General features: G+C 46.4%; 15 protein-coding genes and 1 pseudogene. 7 read left to right on the plus strand and 9 right to left on the minus strand.

All coding sequences use genetic code 11. The annotated features are described in order from the left end of the window. Positions 1–139 precede the first annotated feature (139 nt). The 3 genes from G461_RS0111665 to G461_RS0111675 form a co-directional block, all read right to left on the minus strand. Complete coding sequence (locus G461_RS0111665; RefSeq protein ID WP_026971961.1) at positions 140–2,086, minus strand: acyltransferase family protein; 1,947 nt, start codon at positions 2,084–2,086, stop codon at positions 140–142. Then, the gene (locus G461_RS0111670; protein WP_026971962.1) at positions 2,083–3,369 is read right to left on the minus strand and encodes an O-antigen ligase family protein; all 1,287 of its coding nucleotides are present in this window, start codon (positions 3,367–3,369) and stop codon (positions 2,083–2,085) included. Before G461_RS0111670 ends, G461_RS0111665 begins: the two co-directional genes overlap by 4 nt. A gap of 636 nt (positions 3,370–4,005) precedes the next feature. Further along, entirely contained in the window at positions 4,006–4,440 is a 435-nt protein-coding gene (locus G461_RS0111675; protein ID WP_157360294.1) for a glycosyltransferase family protein, read from the minus strand. A 299-nt stretch (positions 4,441–4,739) separates the two neighbouring features. Here G461_RS0111675 and G461_RS26515 point away from each other — a divergent pair, with 299 nt between their 5' ends. Then, on the plus strand, positions 4,740–4,862 hold the full coding sequence (locus G461_RS26515) for a hypothetical protein (RefSeq protein WP_281172011.1): 123 nt from the start codon (positions 4,740–4,742) through the stop codon (positions 4,860–4,862). Positions 4,863–5,070: 208 nt separating this feature from the next. Here the strand turns inward: G461_RS26515 and G461_RS24055 are convergent. From G461_RS24055 to xrt, 4 genes and pseudogenes are all read right to left on the minus strand, one after another. Further along, a pseudogene (locus tag G461_RS24055) lies at positions 5,071–5,828 on the minus strand (transposase). Between the two features lie 80 nt (positions 5,829–5,908). Continuing rightward, entirely contained in the window at positions 5,909–7,177 is a 1,269-nt protein-coding gene (gene tviB, locus G461_RS0111695; RefSeq protein WP_026971965.1) for a Vi polysaccharide biosynthesis UDP-N-acetylglucosamine C-6 dehydrogenase TviB, read from the minus strand. 705 nt (positions 7,178–7,882) lie between these two features. Then, on the minus strand, positions 7,883–8,956 hold the full coding sequence (locus G461_RS0111705; RefSeq protein ID WP_026971967.1) for a glycosyltransferase: 1,074 nt from the start codon (positions 8,954–8,956) through the stop codon (positions 7,883–7,885). Next, positions 8,953–10,443: an exosortase gene (xrt, locus tag G461_RS0111710; RefSeq protein ID WP_026971968.1), complete on the minus strand. Its 1,491-nt coding sequence runs from the start codon at positions 10,441–10,443 to the stop codon at positions 8,953–8,955. Before xrt ends, G461_RS0111705 begins: the two co-directional genes overlap by 4 nt. Positions 10,444–10,648: 205 nt before the next feature. On the opposite strand from xrt, the gene G461_RS0111715 reads away from it, so the two are divergent. The 6 genes from G461_RS0111715 (at position 10,649) to G461_RS0111745 (ending at position 18,283) form a co-directional block, all read left to right on the plus strand. Beyond that, on the plus strand, positions 10,649–11,788 hold the full coding sequence (locus tag G461_RS0111715; protein ID WP_026971969.1) for a glycosyltransferase family 2 protein: 1,140 nt from the start codon (positions 10,649–10,651) through the stop codon (positions 11,786–11,788). Then, the gene (locus G461_RS0111720; RefSeq protein ID WP_026971970.1) at positions 11,767–12,960 is read left to right on the plus strand and encodes a DegT/DnrJ/EryC1/StrS family aminotransferase; all 1,194 of its coding nucleotides are present in this window, start codon (positions 11,767–11,769) and stop codon (positions 12,958–12,960) included. The genes G461_RS0111715 and G461_RS0111720 overlap by 22 nt, the downstream gene beginning before the upstream one ends. A 230-nt stretch (positions 12,961–13,190) precedes the next feature. Continuing rightward, on the plus strand, positions 13,191–14,375 hold the full coding sequence (locus G461_RS25535) for a FemAB family XrtA/PEP-CTERM system-associated protein (RefSeq protein WP_084429175.1): 1,185 nt from the start codon (positions 13,191–13,193) through the stop codon (positions 14,373–14,375). Between the two features lie 46 nt (positions 14,376–14,421). Then, entirely contained in the window at positions 14,422–15,720 is a 1,299-nt protein-coding gene (locus G461_RS25540) for a glycosyltransferase family 4 protein (RefSeq protein WP_051333528.1), read from the plus strand. Next, positions 15,710–16,321 (plus strand): glycosyltransferase family 2 protein, encoded by a 612-nt coding sequence (locus G461_RS24060; RefSeq protein WP_169727251.1) that lies wholly within the window; start codon positions 15,710–15,712, stop codon positions 16,319–16,321. The genes G461_RS25540 and G461_RS24060 overlap by 11 nt, the downstream gene beginning before the upstream one ends. Before the next feature lie 519 nt (positions 16,322–16,840). Next, positions 16,841–18,283: a lipopolysaccharide biosynthesis protein gene (locus G461_RS0111745; RefSeq protein WP_026971973.1), complete on the plus strand. Its 1,443-nt coding sequence runs from the start codon at positions 16,841–16,843 to the stop codon at positions 18,281–18,283. A 23-nt stretch (positions 18,284–18,306) separates the two neighbouring features. On the opposite strand, the gene G461_RS0111750 is transcribed toward G461_RS0111745, so the two are convergent. Together G461_RS0111750 and G461_RS24065 are read right to left on the minus strand one after the other, a co-directional pair. After that, positions 18,307–19,428 (minus strand): glycosyltransferase family 4 protein, encoded by a 1,122-nt coding sequence (locus G461_RS0111750; RefSeq protein WP_026971974.1) that lies wholly within the window; start codon positions 19,426–19,428, stop codon positions 18,307–18,309. Continuing rightward, the gene (locus G461_RS24065; RefSeq protein ID WP_051333530.1) at positions 19,418–20,017 is read right to left on the minus strand and encodes a sulfotransferase family protein; all 600 of its coding nucleotides are present in this window, start codon (positions 20,015–20,017) and stop codon (positions 19,418–19,420) included. Before G461_RS24065 ends, G461_RS0111750 begins: the two co-directional genes overlap by 11 nt. Between the last annotated feature and the right edge of the window lie 27 nt (positions 20,018–20,044).

The following is a 20,044-nucleotide window of genomic DNA, read 5'->3' on the forward strand; positions in this document are numbered from 1 at the left end:
AGCTAGAGCAATAATATGGTTAAAAAGAAAACTGATCGCAATAAAAGCGGTCATTCGATTGGGGACTGCACGAAATAAAAAGACAGCTACACAAACCCAGGTAGTGTAGTTTATGTTGAATAGACATATAGAGATCCTTCTACTTTTTCGAGAAAATGTTTCCTTTTACATTTAAATATTTGTCCCCCAAAGTTTTCGAACCAATATAATTTAAATGGAACTTGTCTCTATATAGAGGAACTTCTTCTATAGTTTGCTGACACTTAAACCGTTCGCAGTGTAAGAAAGACGTGTCAATTACGATGGCACCATATTCTTCCGCAATAGACCTAAGAGAGCGATTAAAGGATAGACTCCTTTTGTCAGTAAATGAGCACGTATCGGGTCTACCAAACTTCGCCCTTCGTAATGGGCATTTTGCATTAGTACTGTTAAGATAGGGCACCGCGAGGAACAATATAGGCTGGGCGCCGTGGTCGACGATGTACTCAAGTGTAGCCTCAAACTTACTCTTGAAGAATGCTAAAGGCTCCACCTCGTCACTACCTCTAACTTGAGAAGAAGGAATTACCCAGTTTGACGCGAGCACAACAAAATCAATATTGCTAGAAGCTATAGCGGCCTTCGATTCGGCATTATGCTCTTCACACACGTTTCCTTTGTAATGACTAGCTCCGAAGTTTAGATCAAAAACTGGAGGGCAACTGTCCAGCGTGTGGTCTATTCCCCGGCGCCCACTATCAATAGCATGTTGCTCAACAAACCCGAAAAAATGATTAGCATGGGAGTCTCCAATCAACAACACAGAGTTTATGTCGGTTGATTTACTACCGAAAGAGCATTCTTCTTCATTCAACGGTTCAACCATTTGACTCAGGCTTGAGTGGCATCCTCGTCTTAGAACATCAGGGAAACTATTAACAGCGTTGCTCATCTCAATAACTTCTTCGCTATTGCTAGATTTCATGAGGATACTACTAACACTGAAAGAAAACACTACAATAATAACACTTGGGGTTAAAAGGTATTTGGCAAATACGACTTTGTAATCAGGATTGCTAACTTGTCTAAAAGGAGTCTCAATAAACCTCCACGACAAATAGCTAAGCAACAATATGAAAACTAGCATTCCTCCAATAACTATGGGTGTAAACTCAATTGATTGATACCTGACAAATACAATTATCGGCCAATGCCATAGGTAGAGTGAGTAAGATATCTTTCCAAGATAAACTATAGGAGTGAGCTCTAGTAGAGTCTTCACGATGTTAGGGGATTTACAGAAGAATATAATTATGGCTGCCCCTAGTGTAGGATAAAGGGCATTCAAGCCGGGGAAGTTCGTCGAACCAGAAGATGATGAATGAACAATGAGCCCCAGCCCTACAATCGACAGAAACTGAGTTGCAATGCGGTTTTTCAAAGGTGATGTACGCTTCTCTAACGTTACAACAACAGCTCCAATGACAAACTCGAATGCTCGAGAGGGAAGTAAGTAATAACTTGCTCCTATAGTATATCTAACAGCGAGTTCGGATACTAAAACCAATATAAAAAATATAAATGCTAATAGGTAAAGTCGCTTGGTATCACTTAAAGTGGCTCGGCAAAAAAACAACAGCGCCAAAGGCCAAAATAGATAGAACTGTTCTTCTACTGCCAACGACCATGTATGAAGTAAAGGGGCGTCATTGGCATTTTGCCCAAAATAACCACCGTAGTTAATCCAAATGAAAAAGTTGGAAGCGTAAAGCACAACTGATATAACGTTGTTGGAAAATAATTCAAGATCTCTTGGGAAAAGAATAAAGCTAAAAGAAAGCAGGCTAGCTAGAAGCACAGCATATAAAGCAGGCATCAATCTTAATACTCTAGCGCTATAAAACTCGGACAGATTGAAGTTGTTTTCATCAGCTTTACTAAAAACTATTTTGCTTATTAAATAGCCAGATATTACGAAAAATATATCTACACCAACAAAGCCTCCAGGCAGCCAATCATGGTTGAGATGGTTTACAATAACAAGAACAACTGCAATTGCCCTTAAACCATCTACATCCCTCCTATACTCAATACTATGACTCATATGCGTTTCTCTTTAGTCGCTCTGACTTTTCCATTTATGCGAATTAGAACATATTGAAAGGACAGGTTGATCCAAAAATACGGATAGTAAGCGACTGTTACAAACTGACCTGCTATAAGAAAACCCAAAACCCCGAATTGAAGTCCTGAGTAAATGCTTTTTTCATAAAGATGAGTCGACGCAAAACATAATGGACGTTTGAGTAAAGAGTATAACAAGAGAGCTAAATATATAGACAGTCCTATGAACCCAGCGTCAGTTCCCACTTGAATTATAATGTTGTGAGATTGTTCGGCACTGCCTGCGAAATTTATTACGTCATCATAATGGTAAGCATTGTAATACGGTATGAAGTTGTTGTAACCAATGCCTAGTAACGGGTTTTGTTTTATGATCTCCCAGCCATTTTCAATGTAAAGAATTCTTTGCATTGATGTTCTGTCCATACCTATACTAGTGAATCTATCCTTTTGTTGCTCTGGTAAAAAGGTGAAAGCAAAAACTATTAACATCGTAGAGGTGGCAAGAACTCGAATTGTTAAGATTTTCTTTCTGAATATGAGAAGCATTTGAATACATAAGGCAATTTGAGCACCTCGGCTACTACTACCTAAAATAGTCATTACAGGGCTCACCATAGCTATAACCAATAAATAGCGCCCCCACCTTGATATATCTTTAGAATGATTTATGTAAAGAAAATAAGACAGCGGGAATAGCACGAGCATAAGGATTGCCAGCTCTCCAGAGTTCATAAAATAACCTGGAGGTCCGACCAAACCCCAACGAGTAAAGCTGAATCCTCTTTTTGCCCAAATCATTGCCGTCCCGACAGCAATTTTTAGGCAGCAGGCAAAAAAGACTAGAAAACAAATGTAGAAGCGTTTGTGATTGGTCAGGACAACATTCAACAGCCAAAAAATCAAAACCCAATGAAGAAAAATAAAGTGCGACTTATACGACCAAGAAACGTCAAAGGCAACAAAAAATGATGAGTATAGAGTGACTATCCACAATATGAGTACTAGGTGCAGTCCTCCAATCTTAAAGTTGGCTTTCTTATCGAAAAATGAAAAGAACAGAGATAGAATGAAAAAAATCTTCGCCCAAGGAATGATGTCAATAACAGGGTATATTTGCTGTGGTCGAAAGAACTCAATGAATATATAAAGACACACGCATTTAAAAGCCATGCTTTCAGATGACCATGTATCTATAATCTCACGGAGCTTGAAAAAGAAAAGTTTATCTGGCTTTGAGTTTTCTTTACCAAGGGGAATCAAAATTTAACCTCTCCAGCTAGTCATAATAACACCTTGTCAGTTATACGAAAATCCATCCAATGAAGAATAATCGAACCAAATGCCAACCTAAATCATATATTATTTTGTGTAGGTGGAAATGTTGTAAGCTTCACTATCTTTAAACTCGTTTTCTATTACGCTCAACTAATATGGGAAATTATTAAGTGGGTCTGGCTTGGTCAATGCGGTCCCGCTAACCCCACTTGCAACACCTAGTCAATATACCAACAACGTTCCTCGTGAACTAAGATATATACTGCGGATTCATATAGATTCCAAACCCAACGCCCAACAAAACTCTCGGAACAACTAAACTCAATAAATTACAATTACTTAACGTCATGGATTCTGGCGTCAATGTGATATGGCTCTCTTAAAGCTAAGCGGTTAGTAATCAACTCGTCCCGCCCTCCATGTTCTTCGTATATTGAATATACGTGCAACTTTAATATCTTAGCTGCCAAGTGCTTCTATATGTCTCATTATCGTTGATTTTCCTGTTGAAAAGTTGTTGCTTCATACTTCAAAATTGGCTTCCCAAGAACTCTTCTGTAGTAGTTATTGACTTCATGTTGACTGATGCAAGTAAGAGTTCCTATGCTTCTTTAGTCATATTCATTTGAAGCCCTCAACAACGATTCGTCGGTAGGTAAGTGTCTCATCGATTGCAATCGATAAACCTCTAGATTTCGTGGGATGAATAATAAAATTACGTTGATTAAAGAAATTGGTTGTCGCTTCAATAAACCTGTAGGGCTGCATGTGTTTGATGATGTGTAGAGCTATTTTTCTTCCCAATCTCCCCATAAAGGCGGTTTGATAATTGCCAGCAATAGGTACAAATATCGACAAGCCTAACTGCTTTAACCTTGCGGTTACGGCTATAAACAGAGGACAGCGCTTTGGACTGGATATATTACCTACGGTGCCGATAACTTTAGTTTGATATGCAATGCCTAGTTGCATGCGTAACTGAAAGGGGAGAGGTAAAGAATATCTTTTGGGTTCGACACCGTTGTATATTGCACAAATTAGCGTTGGGTCGAGCAAGTTACTCCTTTGCATACTGGTCCGTCGCGTTTTGCTAACTACAACTAAGAGCATAATACCCTTACGCCCCTCCATTTTAGTGACTCGATATGCTCATTGGCGGGTATTGCTACGACACTGTTGTAAGCTGAAACAGCATGGAAGTTACTAAGCAAACTCCAAAGAGCCGCAAACAGATTGGAACCCGATAAGCGGGACGGAAAAAGGGGAGCTTTTTGACGCCACATAAAGCTAAATAAGCACGAAACTAGCAAAGTATTGAAGCTGCTATTAGCAGGAATTACCAGAGGAACCCGGCAGTGTTGGTAGCCACCTGGCTTGCCTTGTTCCACTATAAACGACTGATAGCCATGCACTCCCAGCGCTTTGACCAAGGTAACAAACAAGCCTTCCGCACCACCGGGATTGATGGTGTCAATTGAGTCCAGAATCCGTGACATAAAAAATTAGCTGTTATCCCTAACGACTTGACCCTCATCATAACCCAGCAATGTTGCTTTTGCAGCTTCTACATTTGTAACTCCAGCTTAAGTTTGCACTGCCTCGAGTCTCGTAGTGTATTCTGTTCATAATGGGCGTTGTTGATCAATTCAGTGCAGGGAACACAGTATCCCTGCGCTGTTCAGCAGTTCATCCAGCTACCTGACGAACAGGCATACCTAGCCTGCTCATTTTGTTCAGCGCCGCCACGCCAGCCATAACTTCACCTACTTGAGCGTTGTAATCGCGCAGGCTCAATTTGCCGCTTATGAGTTGCTTGTAGCGATACATTGCCGTCTCTGATAGCGACCGCTCATGGTAGCCACAATTCTGCTTCCACGATGCTAACTGCCCGTTCTTAAACTCATCTACGGCTTCGTTCCGCGGATGCTCACCACGCCAATATCCCGCATTCTTCCTTGGTGGAATGGTGGCTCTTATGCCTTTTCCGCTGAAGCAATGCTTGGTATCATATGCGCCACTTCTCATTGCCGTGCTTACGGACTTTCCACTCCCCTTCGCCGAAGACCTTCAATCCTGTTGCATCGATCACGATATGCCTGGCAGGTCCCGTACACCTTTGGCGGTAGTTGACCTCAACTGTCTTAGCTCGCTTGCTGATAAAACTATAGTTGGGGGACTTGAGGTTTACATCCATCAGCTGAAATACCGAGTTAATACACCCTTCGAGCGCACACAGAGGTAACTTAAACACGCCCTTAATCATGAGCGTGGTGCTGATTACTAAGTCACTGTAAGTAATGCTACAACCCCCCACGACCAAAAGGGTGTTGGTTGTACCAATGCTTGATAGCCGCATCGTCCATCCAAAAGGTTAACGAGCCTCTTTGAGTTAAGGCGTGGTTATATTGCTTCCAATTGCTGATTTTGCCCTCGGCTATGCCCATGAAAAGACCTGATTGTAAGGTTTAGCGTTCAGATCGCAGATGAACAAGATGGTTCAACTCGATTTAGGCAACAACACTGCCTAAAGCCGAAGATCGCTTTGTCCTGGCTCTAAGAGATACTTTAAGTCATAAACTATATGTTCGCTCTTGCCCAACGCATGGATCTTCTCTGCGCCAAGCTGTTTAAACTGCTCATGGGCAACGGCCAATATGATCAAGTCATAACTAGCCTGCTTGGGCTGCTTAATTAGCTCAATGCCATACTCATCAATACACTCTTTAGAATCAGCCCATGGGTCATACACATCAACTGCCACATTGTACTCGGCAAAGCCCTCCACAATGTCTATTACCCGAGTGTTTCGAACATCTGGGCAATTTTCCTTAAATGTAAAACCTAGTACTAACACTCGGCAATTATCACCAATTAAGTTACGCTGCACCATCACTTTGATACTACGTCCTACTACATATGATCCCATACCGCTATTCACTCGCCTACCGGCAGATATAATTTCAGGACGATAACCCATGGATTTAGCTTTATAAGTTAGGTAGTAAGGGTCTACTCCAATGCAATGCCCACCAACCAAACCAGGCCGAAAAGGTAAAAAGTTCCACTTAGTCCCAGCAGCTTTTAGCACAGCTTCAGTATCAATATCTAATCGGTTAAAGATGATAGCTAACTCATTCATTAGGGCAATGTTCACATCTCGCTGAGTGTTCTCAATCACCTTTGCCGCTTCTGCCACCTTTATGCTACTCGCTTTGTGAGTACCGGTGGTGACGACTTGCTTATACAGCCTATCGACAATATCAGCAATTTCAGCTGTAGAACCAGACGTGATCTTTGTTATATTAGATACGCGACGCTCCTTGTCACCCGGATTAATGCGTTCGGGGCTATATCCAACGAAGAAATCCTTGTTAAAGTTCAGGCCAGATATTTTTTCCAACACCGGAACGCACTGCTCCTCTGTTGTACCGGGGTATACCGTTGATTCGTAAATAACGATGTCCCCACTACTAAGTACCTGAGCGACGCTCTCGCTCGCTGTTAGCAAGGGGCTCAAATCTGGCTGCTTACTCTGGGTGATAGGCGTAGGCACGGTGATAATGTAGACATCCGCATCAACAATTTCCTCTAGACGAGTAGCAAAGCGAATGTTTCTGCTGACTAACGCAAGTTCATCGGAGGACACCTCCTGAGTAGAGTCTATGCCATCTTTTAATTCTTGAACCCTAGATGGCACAATATCGAAGCCAATCACCTTTTGGTGCTTTGCGAACTCAACCGCTAGGGGTAAGCCAACGTAACCCAACCCAATCACTGCTATTTTCCTACTCATTTTCGGACACCTTCCTTGGTAATAAACCCATCATAGTAGAAAGTGCCAACTAAACCTAGAGTTGAAAAACTACTTAGTAAAGTATGTCTAGTACGCTGCATCATATAGGGCAAAAACTCTAACTGGAATCAGTATGACCATGACTTAACTCAAACAGGCTTATTGAGGTTTTGGATAAACGATGCTGCTATCAAGCCTTGTTACGACCGATACCCTTTAGGTCGTCGGGCCGTAGCAATAGCGTCCGCAAAGGGAGGAGTAACTCAGAATTTTGGATTATAGATATTGACCTTGAGTCTCCCTGCTATAGCCTTATCAGTAAGTTAGCTAAGTACGGTTGAGTTCAACTCCCGCCCATGCTGTAAGGAGCCTACCAAGCATATCGTGATTGATGCAACAGGGCTTGAGGTCTTTGGCGAAGGTAAACAGAAAGTCCATAAACGCGACAATAAGAAGCGGTGCCTACGAGACGATCGCAGCCAGCACTCTAGTATTGGTTCGGGCACCTTGGTTAATCAAGAGCTATTCGACTTTGCTGCAGTGTTTTGTGAGAGTAACTCTGCAATCTTGGTTGAGGCTTTGTTTTCAGCGAGGGACAGGCTCTTCCATCTGCCAACGAGTTTCGTGGCCATCATCAGCATACTACCTTCGCGCGCTTTGCTTAACTTAGCTGCATAGTCCCGAAAAGTTCAGGCTTGGCCAACTTCAATCGAGCTTCGCCTGATATAGCGTCATCACCTGTTCTGCATTACGACTGGCCCGATATTGTGCCGGTAGAGGCGGGCAGGTTAGCTCCATTACATCGTTTAAGGTCCTGGCATAGGCTTTGGCTTGATGCTGCTCGACCAAGTACTCCGGCCTTGACGACAATAGGTCCCGGAGCCCTCCAACACCATGACAAATAATTGGTGTACCCAGAGCCAGACTTTCCAGAGCTGTCATGGGTAAGCCTTCATGGTCTGAAGGCATAAGTAGGGCGTCTAGCTGGCGGATGGCGGCACGCACTGCAGATTGGTGCCCGTAAAAACTAAAGTTCTCTGTTAGTCCTGCTGTCGCTACCTGCTGCTGCATTTGCATTGCTAATGAGCCGTCTCCAAAAACATGAAAGTGCCAATGCTGAGCATTGCTTCCACTGACAAGTAGTTTAGCGGTGGCAACAAATAGGTCGGGACGTTTTACCGGTTCTATTCGCCCGACAAATCCAACTTGATAGCGAGCTGGATTAGAACGAACTGGCGTTGCTGCAGTTAGCTCAGCTTCATCAATACTAATACCGTTTTCAATAACTTTAATTTTCTCTGCAGGAAACTGTTCACTCAACTTTGCCTTAAGCTCGTTAGAAACTGCGATTATGTTATCTTGGAGGTAGCGCCCACAGAATTTATCCGCTGCTAGCTGGAGGCGCTGCTTAAAGCTTGGGGAGAACTCAGAGTCGCCATGTACTGTTCGGTAGCAGGAGGCTCGGACACTGAGTAAATTGGCCAGGCTGCCGAGAACGTGTTCTTTTTGTCGGTGAGTGTGCACAACCTGCGCCTGAAACAAGCGCAATTGTCGATGTATCTCCCGTAGTAGAGTTTTGAATGAAAGTTTAGACTCATCCAATACGCAGGTATCGAACCCTCTCTTTTCAAGACGCTGACTCAGGACTCCGTGATTCAGCACTATAACTTTGAGTCGGCACTGACTTCGAAGCTCTTGAAGCAAAGTGAAGGCTTGTACTTCTGCACCAGCCCATAGATCCCCTGAAATGATATGAACGACTCGCAGTTGTTGACTCACTGCGCTTGGCCTGTTGTTAACTCAGGAATGGTTGGTAGCGCGACTAGCAGCTCCTCAATATCGCTTGCCTCAACAAGCTCGAGTTCGCGAGAGCAACTAGCACTGCCACAACTGGTAGACAGGGTGACAAGTTTCGCGACTGGAGCTTGAAACATTTGTTTTATCTGAGCGAACTTTGTATCAAAGTCACTTAAGGTGAGCTCTTGACCAACTTGATAAAACCACCAAACCAGGCGATAGCCTTGCTCGGTTTGAATGATGCTTTGGTTGAGCTTTAGCTGAGGGCTGAGAACCAACTGCTGCTGACTAAGTTGCTCTCTTGTTTTGGTGATTTTATTACTAAAATAAATTAGTTCTTTGCCTTGGTGTTGTACTAAGTAGTAGTAACTGGAGAGTTCTAGTCTTAAGCTATTGCTATAGCCTTCCCAGACAAAGGCGAGGTCATAACCTTTGAAACTGGGTTGCCAGACCGAGCTAGGGGAGGGCTTGAATCGTTGCAAAAGTGGTTCGGGTAAGCGTTGTTCCAACTTGCTGATGTCCTTGTTCTGCTGTCGATTTTGAAGGGTCACAAGCGCGGGAAGCAGAGAGATAGCCATTCCGGCAATTACAATCGTGCCTAGCTTCGGTAAGCTTGCAGAAACAGTTGAAGGATTTTTGATTTCATCCCGGCTTCGCGGAACCTCGAGGCGACTCATGGTGAAGATATAGACCAACAGGAACACCGCAAACACGAACCACCCTAGCATTCCGTGTTCATATACCAAGGGGCTCTGCATCTCACTGTAGTAGCCAATCAGCACTAACAAGAAAACCCGTACCCAGTTGCCCAGCAAGGCAACTCCGATTGACAGTATAATTGCTAAGGCTTTGTTACGTAGCTTATAGAGGTGTAGGTGGCTGTAAAAAATGCCGAAACACAGACCTGCCAGCAGATAGTTTACACCTGCACAACCTCCCACAATACGCAGTGAGCCTGAGGGAAAATGGATGTTGAAACCATCTACTAGCGCGGTGATCCCGGCCCAGTGGATCCACTGCGCGACAACTGTGGTGGTAAGTACCTGTAACGGCAGGGTGAGAAAGTCAGCAACCGGAGTCCCCAAGTACAAAGAAAGCAGAGGTAACAGCAGCGGCCCGCAGTTGCGCAGCCCTGTTAGGCTACAACCAAAGCAAAGCAGTAGGGCGGGAAGGGCAACCTGCTGGAGTAGTTGCAGCTGGGCTGAATTGGCAACTACCCAACAAAGGCTAATTAGCACGCCAAGAACCAGAGGCCAATAGCAACTCTGAAAGTGCATTTGGTGGGCTTGCACGTAGAGAAGGTAAACTACTCCGGCCAAGAGCAGATAGCCATGGGAATAGGTCTCGTTATTGGCCGACCAAATTTTATGCAAGCTAAGCAGGGTGTCTTGATAAGCAAAGACGAACAGTAAGCCCACCAGCGATAGAGCAACGCCTACCCGGATTACACCAGCTGCTGGCATTTTCATCAATTTCTCAGTCCTTTGAGTCAGCAAATCTATCCACCTTGGCTCAAATAAGCAACCATCGGCCAGATAAGGGTAAGAAACATCGGTTAAAAAAGATAACTAAATCGATCTCTCGCTAGGTCAATTTTAGAGATTAGGTTATCTTAGTCTACATTGTTCTCTGCCACAGAGACAGAGCAAAAGTAATTGTCACGGAGGATAAGTTTTGCTCGAAGCATTGTTTTGGCTGCTGGTCGTAGCAGCTCTATACAGCTATTTTATCTACCCTATGATCCTTTGGGTTCTAGCCAGGTTGTCACCTGCAAGCAAGCCTTCAACTCAGTTTGATTCGCCGTTGAAGGTGAGCGTGATTGTGACCGCTTACAACGAACAGCAACGAATTGAAGAGAAGCTACAGAATTGCCTGGAACTAGACTACGACTCGGAACTGTTCGAAGTCATTATAGCTTCCGATTGCTCGGATGATGATACCGACCAAATTGTTCAATGTTACGCAGAGCAAGGGGTCAGGCTGGTTCGCGCGGAACAACGCTTAGGTAAGGAAAACGCCCAGTGGGCCGCCATCCAGCAAGCTAGTGGCGACATTTTAGTCTTTTCCGATGTTGCCACCAAAATCCCTAGTGACGCTATAGGCAAGCTGATTGCTTATTTCGCTGACCCAAAAATTGGCGCCATTTCTAGCGAAGATCGCTTCGTCAGCAAAGGTGGCGAGGTTGCCGGAGAGGGAGCCTATGTTAACTATGAGATGTGGTTGCGCCGTCAAGAGTCACGTCTTGCTGGCTTAGTCGGCTTAAGCGGCTCATTCTTCGCCGCTCGGCAACAGGTGTGCCAGGAATGGGATATTCATTCTCCCAGTGACTTTAACACGGCGCTCAATTGTGCCAAGCAAGGCTACAAAGCGGTGACTGCTAGTGACGTTTTGGGATATTACACCGATCTTAAAGACTCGCAGAAAGAGTATGCTCGCAAGGTGCGCACGGTTATCCGTGGCATGACCGCGTTGGAACGCCATCCAGAAGTACTTAACCCTTTTAGTTTTGGATTGTTCAGTTTTCAGATTTTCAGTCATAAACTAATGCGCTGGCTGGTGCCGTGGGTACTAGCTGCTTTATTTGTGGTCAGTGCCATGCTCAGCCTACATGGTGAAACATTCGCCCTAGCTTTTGCCCTGCAATTGCTGGCTTATGTGATGGTGATTGCGGCGCATTACCACAACAGCTTATTGGATAGCTCCTTGGTTAAACTGGCCTATTTTTTCTTCTTGGTTAATCTGGCGCTGTTTGATGCTAGCTGTAAGTTTCTGACTGGAGTAAGGATGACCGTGTGGCAGCCTTCAGCGCGTTAAGAACCTTACCACCGGTAGGTACTCGTATTCGACCACTTGCGCCGGCCAGTATTGCTCCAGAGTTTGCGGGCTTTGATAGTTGTTGGCTGAGCTCCGGTACTGCGGCCTTGGCCGTGAGTTTGAAAGCAGCGCAGCAAGTTGCTCAAGCTAGGGGTGAGAATCGGCGTACCGAGGTACTGTTGCCAGCTTACGGTTGTCCCGATCTGGTTGCCGCGGTGGTGCATTGCAACCTACAACCTGTGCTGGTGGATTTGCCGGAGCGAGCTTATGGCTTGGATCTGGAACAATTACAGAAAGCTTTGGGGAAAAACAGCTTAGCGGTAATCGCTCCTTACCTTTGTGGCATGTCCTTGCCGCTGGCGGAATATCGAGAGCTATGTGGGAAGCAGATTGCATTAATTGCTGATGCAGCACAGTGGTTTCCAGAGTCAGACCTCACTCTAGTCCAGCTTCACCAGGGCCAAGTACCACTGAGTTTGAGTCAAGATTTAGATTGTGTAGACTTCTGCGTGTTGTCTTTTGGTCGTGGCAAGCCAGTCAACATGCTTGGTGGCGGTGCGCTGCTAATACGGGCTGGGCAGGAGCTAGAACTGCTTTCAATGCGAGCAAGTTATCCTCAGTCGCATCAGAGCAAGCTCAGTTTTGTTGGCAAGGCCTGGCTGTTGAATAGCCTGCTACAGGCTCATAGCTATGGCTTGGTTGGCCGCTTCCCAGGCTTGAGGCTGGGGGAGACGCACTACCATGCTTTAACTCAGATAGAAGCGCTGGATGAGCTGCGGATTGAACTACTGTCCGAGCAACTAAAGAGCTACCTGGCAAGACCGCTCACCGCGCAGATTTTTCTACAGCGGCAATTACCGCAGCAGCTCAGCCTAGCCTGCGATGAGCAGAGATTGCTGCGTTTCCCCCTGTTGGCGAAGTCTGCGACACAAGCCTCACAGTTATTGCGAGCTTTAACTGAACAGGGACTGGGGGCATCCCCCATGTACGCGAAGACCTTGCCACAAATTGCTGGTGTAGCTGGTAAGATAGCTCATTTGCAACAGCATTACCCACGTGCCGAGAGCTTTGCAAAGCGGTTTTTAACCTTGCCCCTCCACAGCGGCGTGACCCAGTACGATCTAACTAAGATGATAGAAGTTTGCAAAGTACAGTTGCAGGAGCAATGCTAGCCATGGCCCGGTCAGCGATTAAACAACTAATTAAGTCTCCGCTTGCCTATTTGTGTTCCCAAGGTATTAAGCCAACTAAGTTTCAGCAAACTGAACTGGGCGAGTTGATAGAGCAAAACGAAGCTATCACCCGGCAATTGATAGAGTTCAAACACCAGCGAGGTAGGTTATCGGGACAGTTCAAGCTAGTTGAAAAAGGCTCCTGTGAACATCAGAAGCTGCTTAGCAAGATGCGTGAGCTAGGCCAACAAAGTGCTCCTCTAGAGCTACAGAGAAAAACAATAGAAAAGTGCCTAGAAAGCTGGCTGGAGCAATTTCAAACCCCATCAGAACCATCATCTCCTACTTGGTTTGACGCTCCGCAACAGCACTATCAAATCCATCAATTTGATGTTGAGTTACTAGAGCACGAGCAAGTCGAGCGCAGTGGCTGGTTTGACTTTGCTGCTAAGCAGGGCTGTGCCTACCACCAGTTAGCTGTGGATAGCGCTATTGTGCAAAGCTTCGGTTTACAGCGGCTGGTTCTGCTAGCGCGTGATGAGCAGCAACAGATCATTGGAGGCTTACCCTTATACCTGCTCAGCTCCAAACTGTTTGGGCGGTTCGCTGTCTCCATACCTTACTTCAACTACGGCGGTCCAGTAAGTCGCTGTATAACGGTGCAAAGGGCACTGTTGCAGCAAGCTGCTCGCCTATTGCAAACTCACCGGCTGGATTTCATTGAAGTGCGCACCATCGCGCCTGGATTAAACGCTGTTGTTTCAGAGAAGAAAGTGTCGATGGTGTTGGAGTTACCTAACTCATTTGAGCAACTAACGGTACAGCTAGGGGCTAAATTGAGGGCACAGGTTAACAAAGCGTTAGTGCATAGGCCTCAGCTGGAAATCGGTGGCATAGAATTGCTTGATGACTTCTACCGAGTGTTTGCCGAAAACATGCGTGATTTAGGCACCCCCGTCTACGCTAAGAGCTGGTTTGCTAACTTGCTAAGAGTCTTGCAGCAGCGGGCTAGGTTAGTGGTGGTTTATCATCAGCAGAAGCCCGTGGCAGTAGCCTTCTTGCTTCATCACAACGAAGTGATGGAGGTTCCTTGGGCTTCGACTTTGCGTCGAGCTAACCCAATGAACATGAATATGTGGATGTATCAGCAGTTGTTGCAATACAGTCTGCAACAGGGCTGCCGTTTTTTTGATTTTGGTCGTTCTACCAAGGACGCTCCAACCTACAGATTTAAGAAGCAGTGGGGGGCTCGTGCTTATCAGCACTATTGGTATACCCTCTTACCAGAAGGGGCCGCAGCGGCAGAGCTCAACCCCGATAACACCAAGTTCAAACTGGTGATCAGAATCTGGCAGATGTTACCTGTGTGGCTTACTAAGTTAGTTGGCCCACTCATAATTAAGAACCTGCCTTAGTAATGGAAGCTTGGGCAGTCAAACATGCGTTGAATGGAACCAATAAATGAAGTGTGGGAGTAAGTTTTTCTCGTCGCGAAGCAGCTCTGGAGTAGCAGTACTATCGATTACCAATGTCTTCCCGAGCCTGATTCAACCCTGGTTTGTCAATCAACTTATCCAGGTTGTCGAGTTCGGTGGTGAGAACCGTATCCTAGCGATGGATGGGTCTCACCAGCAATACTCTGACGATATCGATAAGTTTGCACTGCTACCTTGCAGTGCCTGTATTCCTTGGTTGAGTATGCGTGAGCTTTGGCAAATATTGTTGTTTTTGCTGAATCCTGCTCATTGGCCACGGATGCTGAGAGGCTGGCGTCGCCAAGCCCAATACCTCGGCGAATACCCAAGTCAGTTAGGGCATCCGCTCAACCGACTGCTACTCAGTGCATTTTGCGCCATGGACAACTTTGACCTTATACATAGTCACAGCGAAATAGCCGCCTGGCGTTTCTTGCCGATCATAGCCTGTAGCGGCAAACCATTGGTGATTACTTTCCACGGCTTACCCCCCAAGGGGGTGCAGCCATTATCTATGGAGCAGCGGGAGATTCTTGCTCGGCACGCCTCGACAATCTTGGTTAATACTGAATTTGCCAAGCGTCACTATGTCGCTATTGGCGGCGATCCAGACAAGGTAAAGATTATCCCCCAGGGCTTGAAGCTGTCAGATTTCCCTTACCAACCGCTGCCTGTTCCAAAGCCCGGTGAGACCATCCACTTGCTCACTGTGGGCCGGTTTCATCCAGACAAAGGCCAACACTATGCCCTGGAGGCAGTAAAGCAATTGGTTGAGCAGGGGCATAATATTCACTACACCCTAGTCGGTAATGGTCCAGAGAAAACTAAACTGACTGCTCAAGCAGAAGAATTAGGCTTGGCTGAGCGGGTCACCCTATTGTCGGGTTTAAGTGATGAGGATTTGCGCGGTCAATACCGCAGGGCCCATGTCTTTATATTGCCTAGTCTGCGCGATCGCGAAGGCTTTCATGAAGAAACTCAAGGGGTGGTGATGCAAGAGGCGCAGGCCTCTGGTGTGCTGGTTGTCGCGACCAAAACCGGAGGAATACCGGAGTGCTTCGACGATGGCGAGTCGGGCTTTCTGGTTGAAGATCGCAGTAGCCAGCAGCTGGCGAGCAAGCTTCACTATCTGATCACCAATAGCGAGTCTTGGCCAAGCTGGCGAGAAGCGGGGCTTGCCAATGTGCAGCAGTATTTCGATATGCAGGTCATCGGTGGACGTTTGCAGCAGGTTTACCGAGAAGTGCTCGCTTCATCCAAGGAGGAAGGACACCATGCTAGTTAGCGTGATCATCCCTAGCTACAATCGTAAAGCGCTGTTATTGGAGGCTATCGATTCAGTCTTTCAGCAAAGTTACCATGAGTTTGAGTTGATTGTGGTGGATGATGGCTCCTCGGATGGTACTCAGCAGGCCCTCGCCGGGATGGATTTGCGCTACATCTACCAAGAGAATGCTGGCGTTTCGCAGGCGCGTAATACTGGCGCCGCGGCTGCGAAAGGAGAGTATCTATGCTTTCTCGATTCAGATGATCGCTATGCGCCGGATTGTCTAGCTCGCAAAGTCGCCCATGCTAGCTTGTCTCAGGCGCAATTGATTGGAGCTGGGTGTAGTTACTTTGGTGATGGTAGTGGTGAAGCAGCAGCTCGCCCCTCCATTACCTTTGAAGACCTTTGTGTATTCACTGCTTTTCCGGGGGGCACTAATAACATTTTCGTAGAGCGGAGCTTGTTTGAGCAAGTGGGGGGCTTTGATATTCGCCTAAGAAACTCCGAAGACCGTGATCTGCTTAGACGGTTGGCTGAACGTGGCAGAATAAGCAGTGTAAACGCCCCCCTCGTACAAGTACGTTTTCATCGAGGAGAGAGAGGCAGGTCGGAGCCTTGAAGTTGTCGCACTCGATCGTGCGCGAGTTGCTAGTAAAATCTCCCAGCCTAATTTACGCCGAAAGGCACGGGCTTGGGATCACTATATGGTGGGTAACTTGTATTGGGCGAAAGGGGATAGAGTTCAAGCTTTGCGTGAGTGGGCTTCCTCCTTTATGGCCTGCTGGAGGCAGGTGCACCCAGAAAAGCGCCGAGTAGTAACGATAGTCCGGAGGCTATTGGGTCGATGATACATGTTGATATTATCTGCAACAAAGCGGTGGCTAGGATAGGACATAAGGGTTAACTTGAGGGGCTTTTTCGTGCAGTGTCTGCACGGGTGTCTAGTTTAACACTAGTCATCAGTAAGGGGACTCAACATGAGCAGCGAAATCCTCACTTCTGTATGGCTTACATGTCCCCGAACAAATCCCCATCGCACTGACAATTCATATTTTTTATTGATGTGTAGTCTTTGATTTTAAACGTTATGATTTCTGGCTAAACAACTAGCCACTGGCTCAGATTGATAGGAAGCATTATGCTGACAAAGTTGTTTAAATCTGATATTTCAATCTACTTTATAGGCTCGCTGCTGGGAAAGCTGGTGGGCTTTGTTATGTTGCCTATCTATACCTCACTGCTCACTCCTGAGGACTATGGGGTTATCGGACTAATGGTGATCAGCTTGGGGGTTTTTGAGGCTGCTTTGGGAGCAAGGGTTGCACACGCTGTTCCTAAGTTTGTTTTCAATACTGATGAGCAAAACGAGAAGCTAGCAATAGTCTCAAGTGCTCTATCGTCCACCTTGGTCGTCGGTGCTTTAGTCTGCACTTTGTTTTACGCTTCGAGCCAGCAGGTATCCGCATGGGTACTGGGTGATATCAAATACACTCATTTATTACAATGGTATAGCCTTAACCTATTGTTCTCAGGTCTTGAAGGCTTCGGCATGATGTATCTGCGCTTGCACAATCGCGCGAGACTATTTGTCGCGGTAGCTCTGATTAAGCTATTGATGCAACTTGGCTTTAACATCCTTCTTGTGGTTTATTTACGCATGGGTGTGCTAGGGGTGGTCTATTCAGGGCTGGTTGCGAACGGACTGCTGGCTCTTGCATTCACGGCTTGGATATTACGTGATGTAGGTATGCATTTTCGTTCTGATATACTTCGCCAGCTGTTCGTTTTCTGTTGGCCTTTGTGGCTGTCTGGGTTGGCCATGCTCTATATGACTAGCACAAATCAACTGTTTATTCGCTATTTCTCCAGTCTGACCGATGTCGGTCTATTTGCTCTAGCTATGCGATTTATTAGCTTGATTGCCTTGTTTACTTGGACGCCTTTCTCTAACTGGTGGCAAACCGAGCGTTTCAAAATCTACAAGCAAGATCCAGACTATCAAAATACCTATAGACTAATTTTTCATAGAGTAACCATGGCTCTGTTTTTTATGGGGTTGGGGACTGCTCTATTCAGCGGCTTGGTGATAGAGGTTATGGCCGATGAAGCCTTTCATGATGCCCGCTATGCAGTGGCCATTCTGGCTGTAGGAGCCTCTGTACAATGGTTGACCACCTACTGTTTCACCGCCTTCTTTATCACTGGTACCACTAGTATGCTGGCAAAACTGCGTTATGTTCATGCTGCCGTTGTCACTGCTCTATTGGTGATATTCGTTCCCCTTGGTGGCTTTCTTGGCGGTGCATTGGCGGTGACTTTGTCAGAGTTGATTATGTTTTCATTGACCTTGCCCATCACTCGGAAGCTTGTACAGATGGGAGTATCGGCGCACTATGTTTTGACTGCTACCGCTACCTTGGTCGGATGCATCCTGATTAATGAGTTTGTGTTGGATGATTACTCCTGGTTGTTACGTTGTGTGTTTGCCCTAGTGATGTTAGTTGTCGGTAGCCTGAGTTTATACCTGCTTGGTTGTCGCTCCTTAGGGCAGCCGCTATTCAAGTTTAGTCGGGCGCGTTAACGCCCAGCTACTGACAACGCTGCTTAAAGGTGCTGGCGTAGGGCTTGAAGCAAGCTGTTGTGTGTTTGCTCGAGACTGAACTGTTGCGTGATTTGTTGACGAGCCTGCAGGCCGTGTTCTCTAGCCAAGTCTGGAGTATCCAAGTAGCGAAGCAGTTTGGAGCGGGCATCTCTGAGGTCCCCTTGTTGATAACGCAGACCATCTACCCCATCGCGAGTGGCTCCGCAAACTGCTGGGTTGTTTGGCACCATTACTGGTAATCCTGCTTGCATGTATTCTAAGATCGCCAAGCAATAGCCAACTTCTCCTTTAGAGGGATGAACTGCTATTTGGCAGTGCTGTAAGTAGTTGGCTACACCTTCAACGCGCCCCTTAAAGATGACTCGCTCTGCCAAGCTTAGCTCTTTAGCTTGATCCTTAAAGTCATCTAGATGGGGTCCGTCGCCTAACACTAGGTAGTAGCAATCGGGGTGCAGTTCGGCAACTTGCGCAAACAGCTCAATGGCAAAGTCGATGCCCTTGTAGTAATTGGCTCTGGCTGCGGTGACTATCAGTCTGCCTTCGAGTGGTAAGCCTAGCTCTTCGCGGCTGAGTTGGCGGTTCACTTGTACGGGGGCAATGCCATTGGCGGCGACCTTGCATTTGTGCTCGGGAATGCAAGCGGTGGCCATGGCGCGTTGACGCAGGTAGTCGGTGGTTACCATGGCAAGATCGACGGAGGCTGGGCTGCGAGCTAACAGGATTTTGACCAGTTTCTTCCATCCCCTGCTCGGAGAGCGTTCGCCCGGGGTATGGTCATGGCTAATGATGTGCTTTACTCCTGCCATACGAAACAGCGGGTAGTAGGGAGAAATAAATGGGCGGTCAGTAAAGTATATGACTTCAATCCGATGCTTACGCAGCCAGCTAAGATGGCTGCTGATATTTCTGGGGCTAAAGTCCTTGCAGTTGTATTCAACAAGCTCGATAGGTGCAGCTTGAATGACGCTGGGGACTTTGGAGATACTTGGGTAGGCTAGGTAGATCTGATATCGCTGCCCAAGATGCTCAGCAATCTTTGCCCAGAAGCCTTCAATTAACCACCAGGCATAGCCAACATCAGAGTCCCAATTGGCAACGAGTAATAAGCCAGGTTTATTGTTCATTGCGCAGTGTTCCATTGATGACTTGCTGACGACGATGGCTAGCAAACTCATAGCCAAAGCGTTGGATATCTTGCTGATACAGTTTGGCTACTTTGGCAATTGCCTCGGGCGTGTAGACGTCTTGATAGCCCTGTCGCTGAGATTTATTGGTATGAGAGAGGTCGGTGTGTATGCCGAGCTGCTTAGCTATTTGTTTAAAGTCAGTGTTTATGTCTTCAAAATAGCCTACGTAATCAATCAACAACTTACCTTTCTCATCGTAGATAAAGTCAGACTGGGGCCAGAAATGGATATGGGCATACAGCCGCTCTGGGGTCAGCCATTCCAGCACAAATTGTTCAAAATCGTCGATGTCGGTAAGATGTTGCTGCGACCAGGCGCGATCATCGTCGTTCCAGCCACCTCCCTTGAGATAGCTATAGGCCGAGTAGAGGCGATCCCAAGGGTTGCGCACAAAGGCAAATTTGAAGTACTGATTAAAGCGCCGCCGACCAAAGATCACCCGGTATTCCCAGGCGCGATAGTGGTAGGGCAGTTTGCCAAACAGCGACAGCGCTACCGATGTGCCCGCCGATTTGGTGATATGCACGAAGATACTCTGCTTCTCACCGAACGG

It is taken from the genome of Aliagarivorans marinus DSM 23064, from assembly GCF_000429485.1.
GTDB classification, from domain to species: domain Bacteria; phylum Pseudomonadota; class Gammaproteobacteria; order Enterobacterales; family Celerinatantimonadaceae; genus Aliagarivorans; species Aliagarivorans marinus.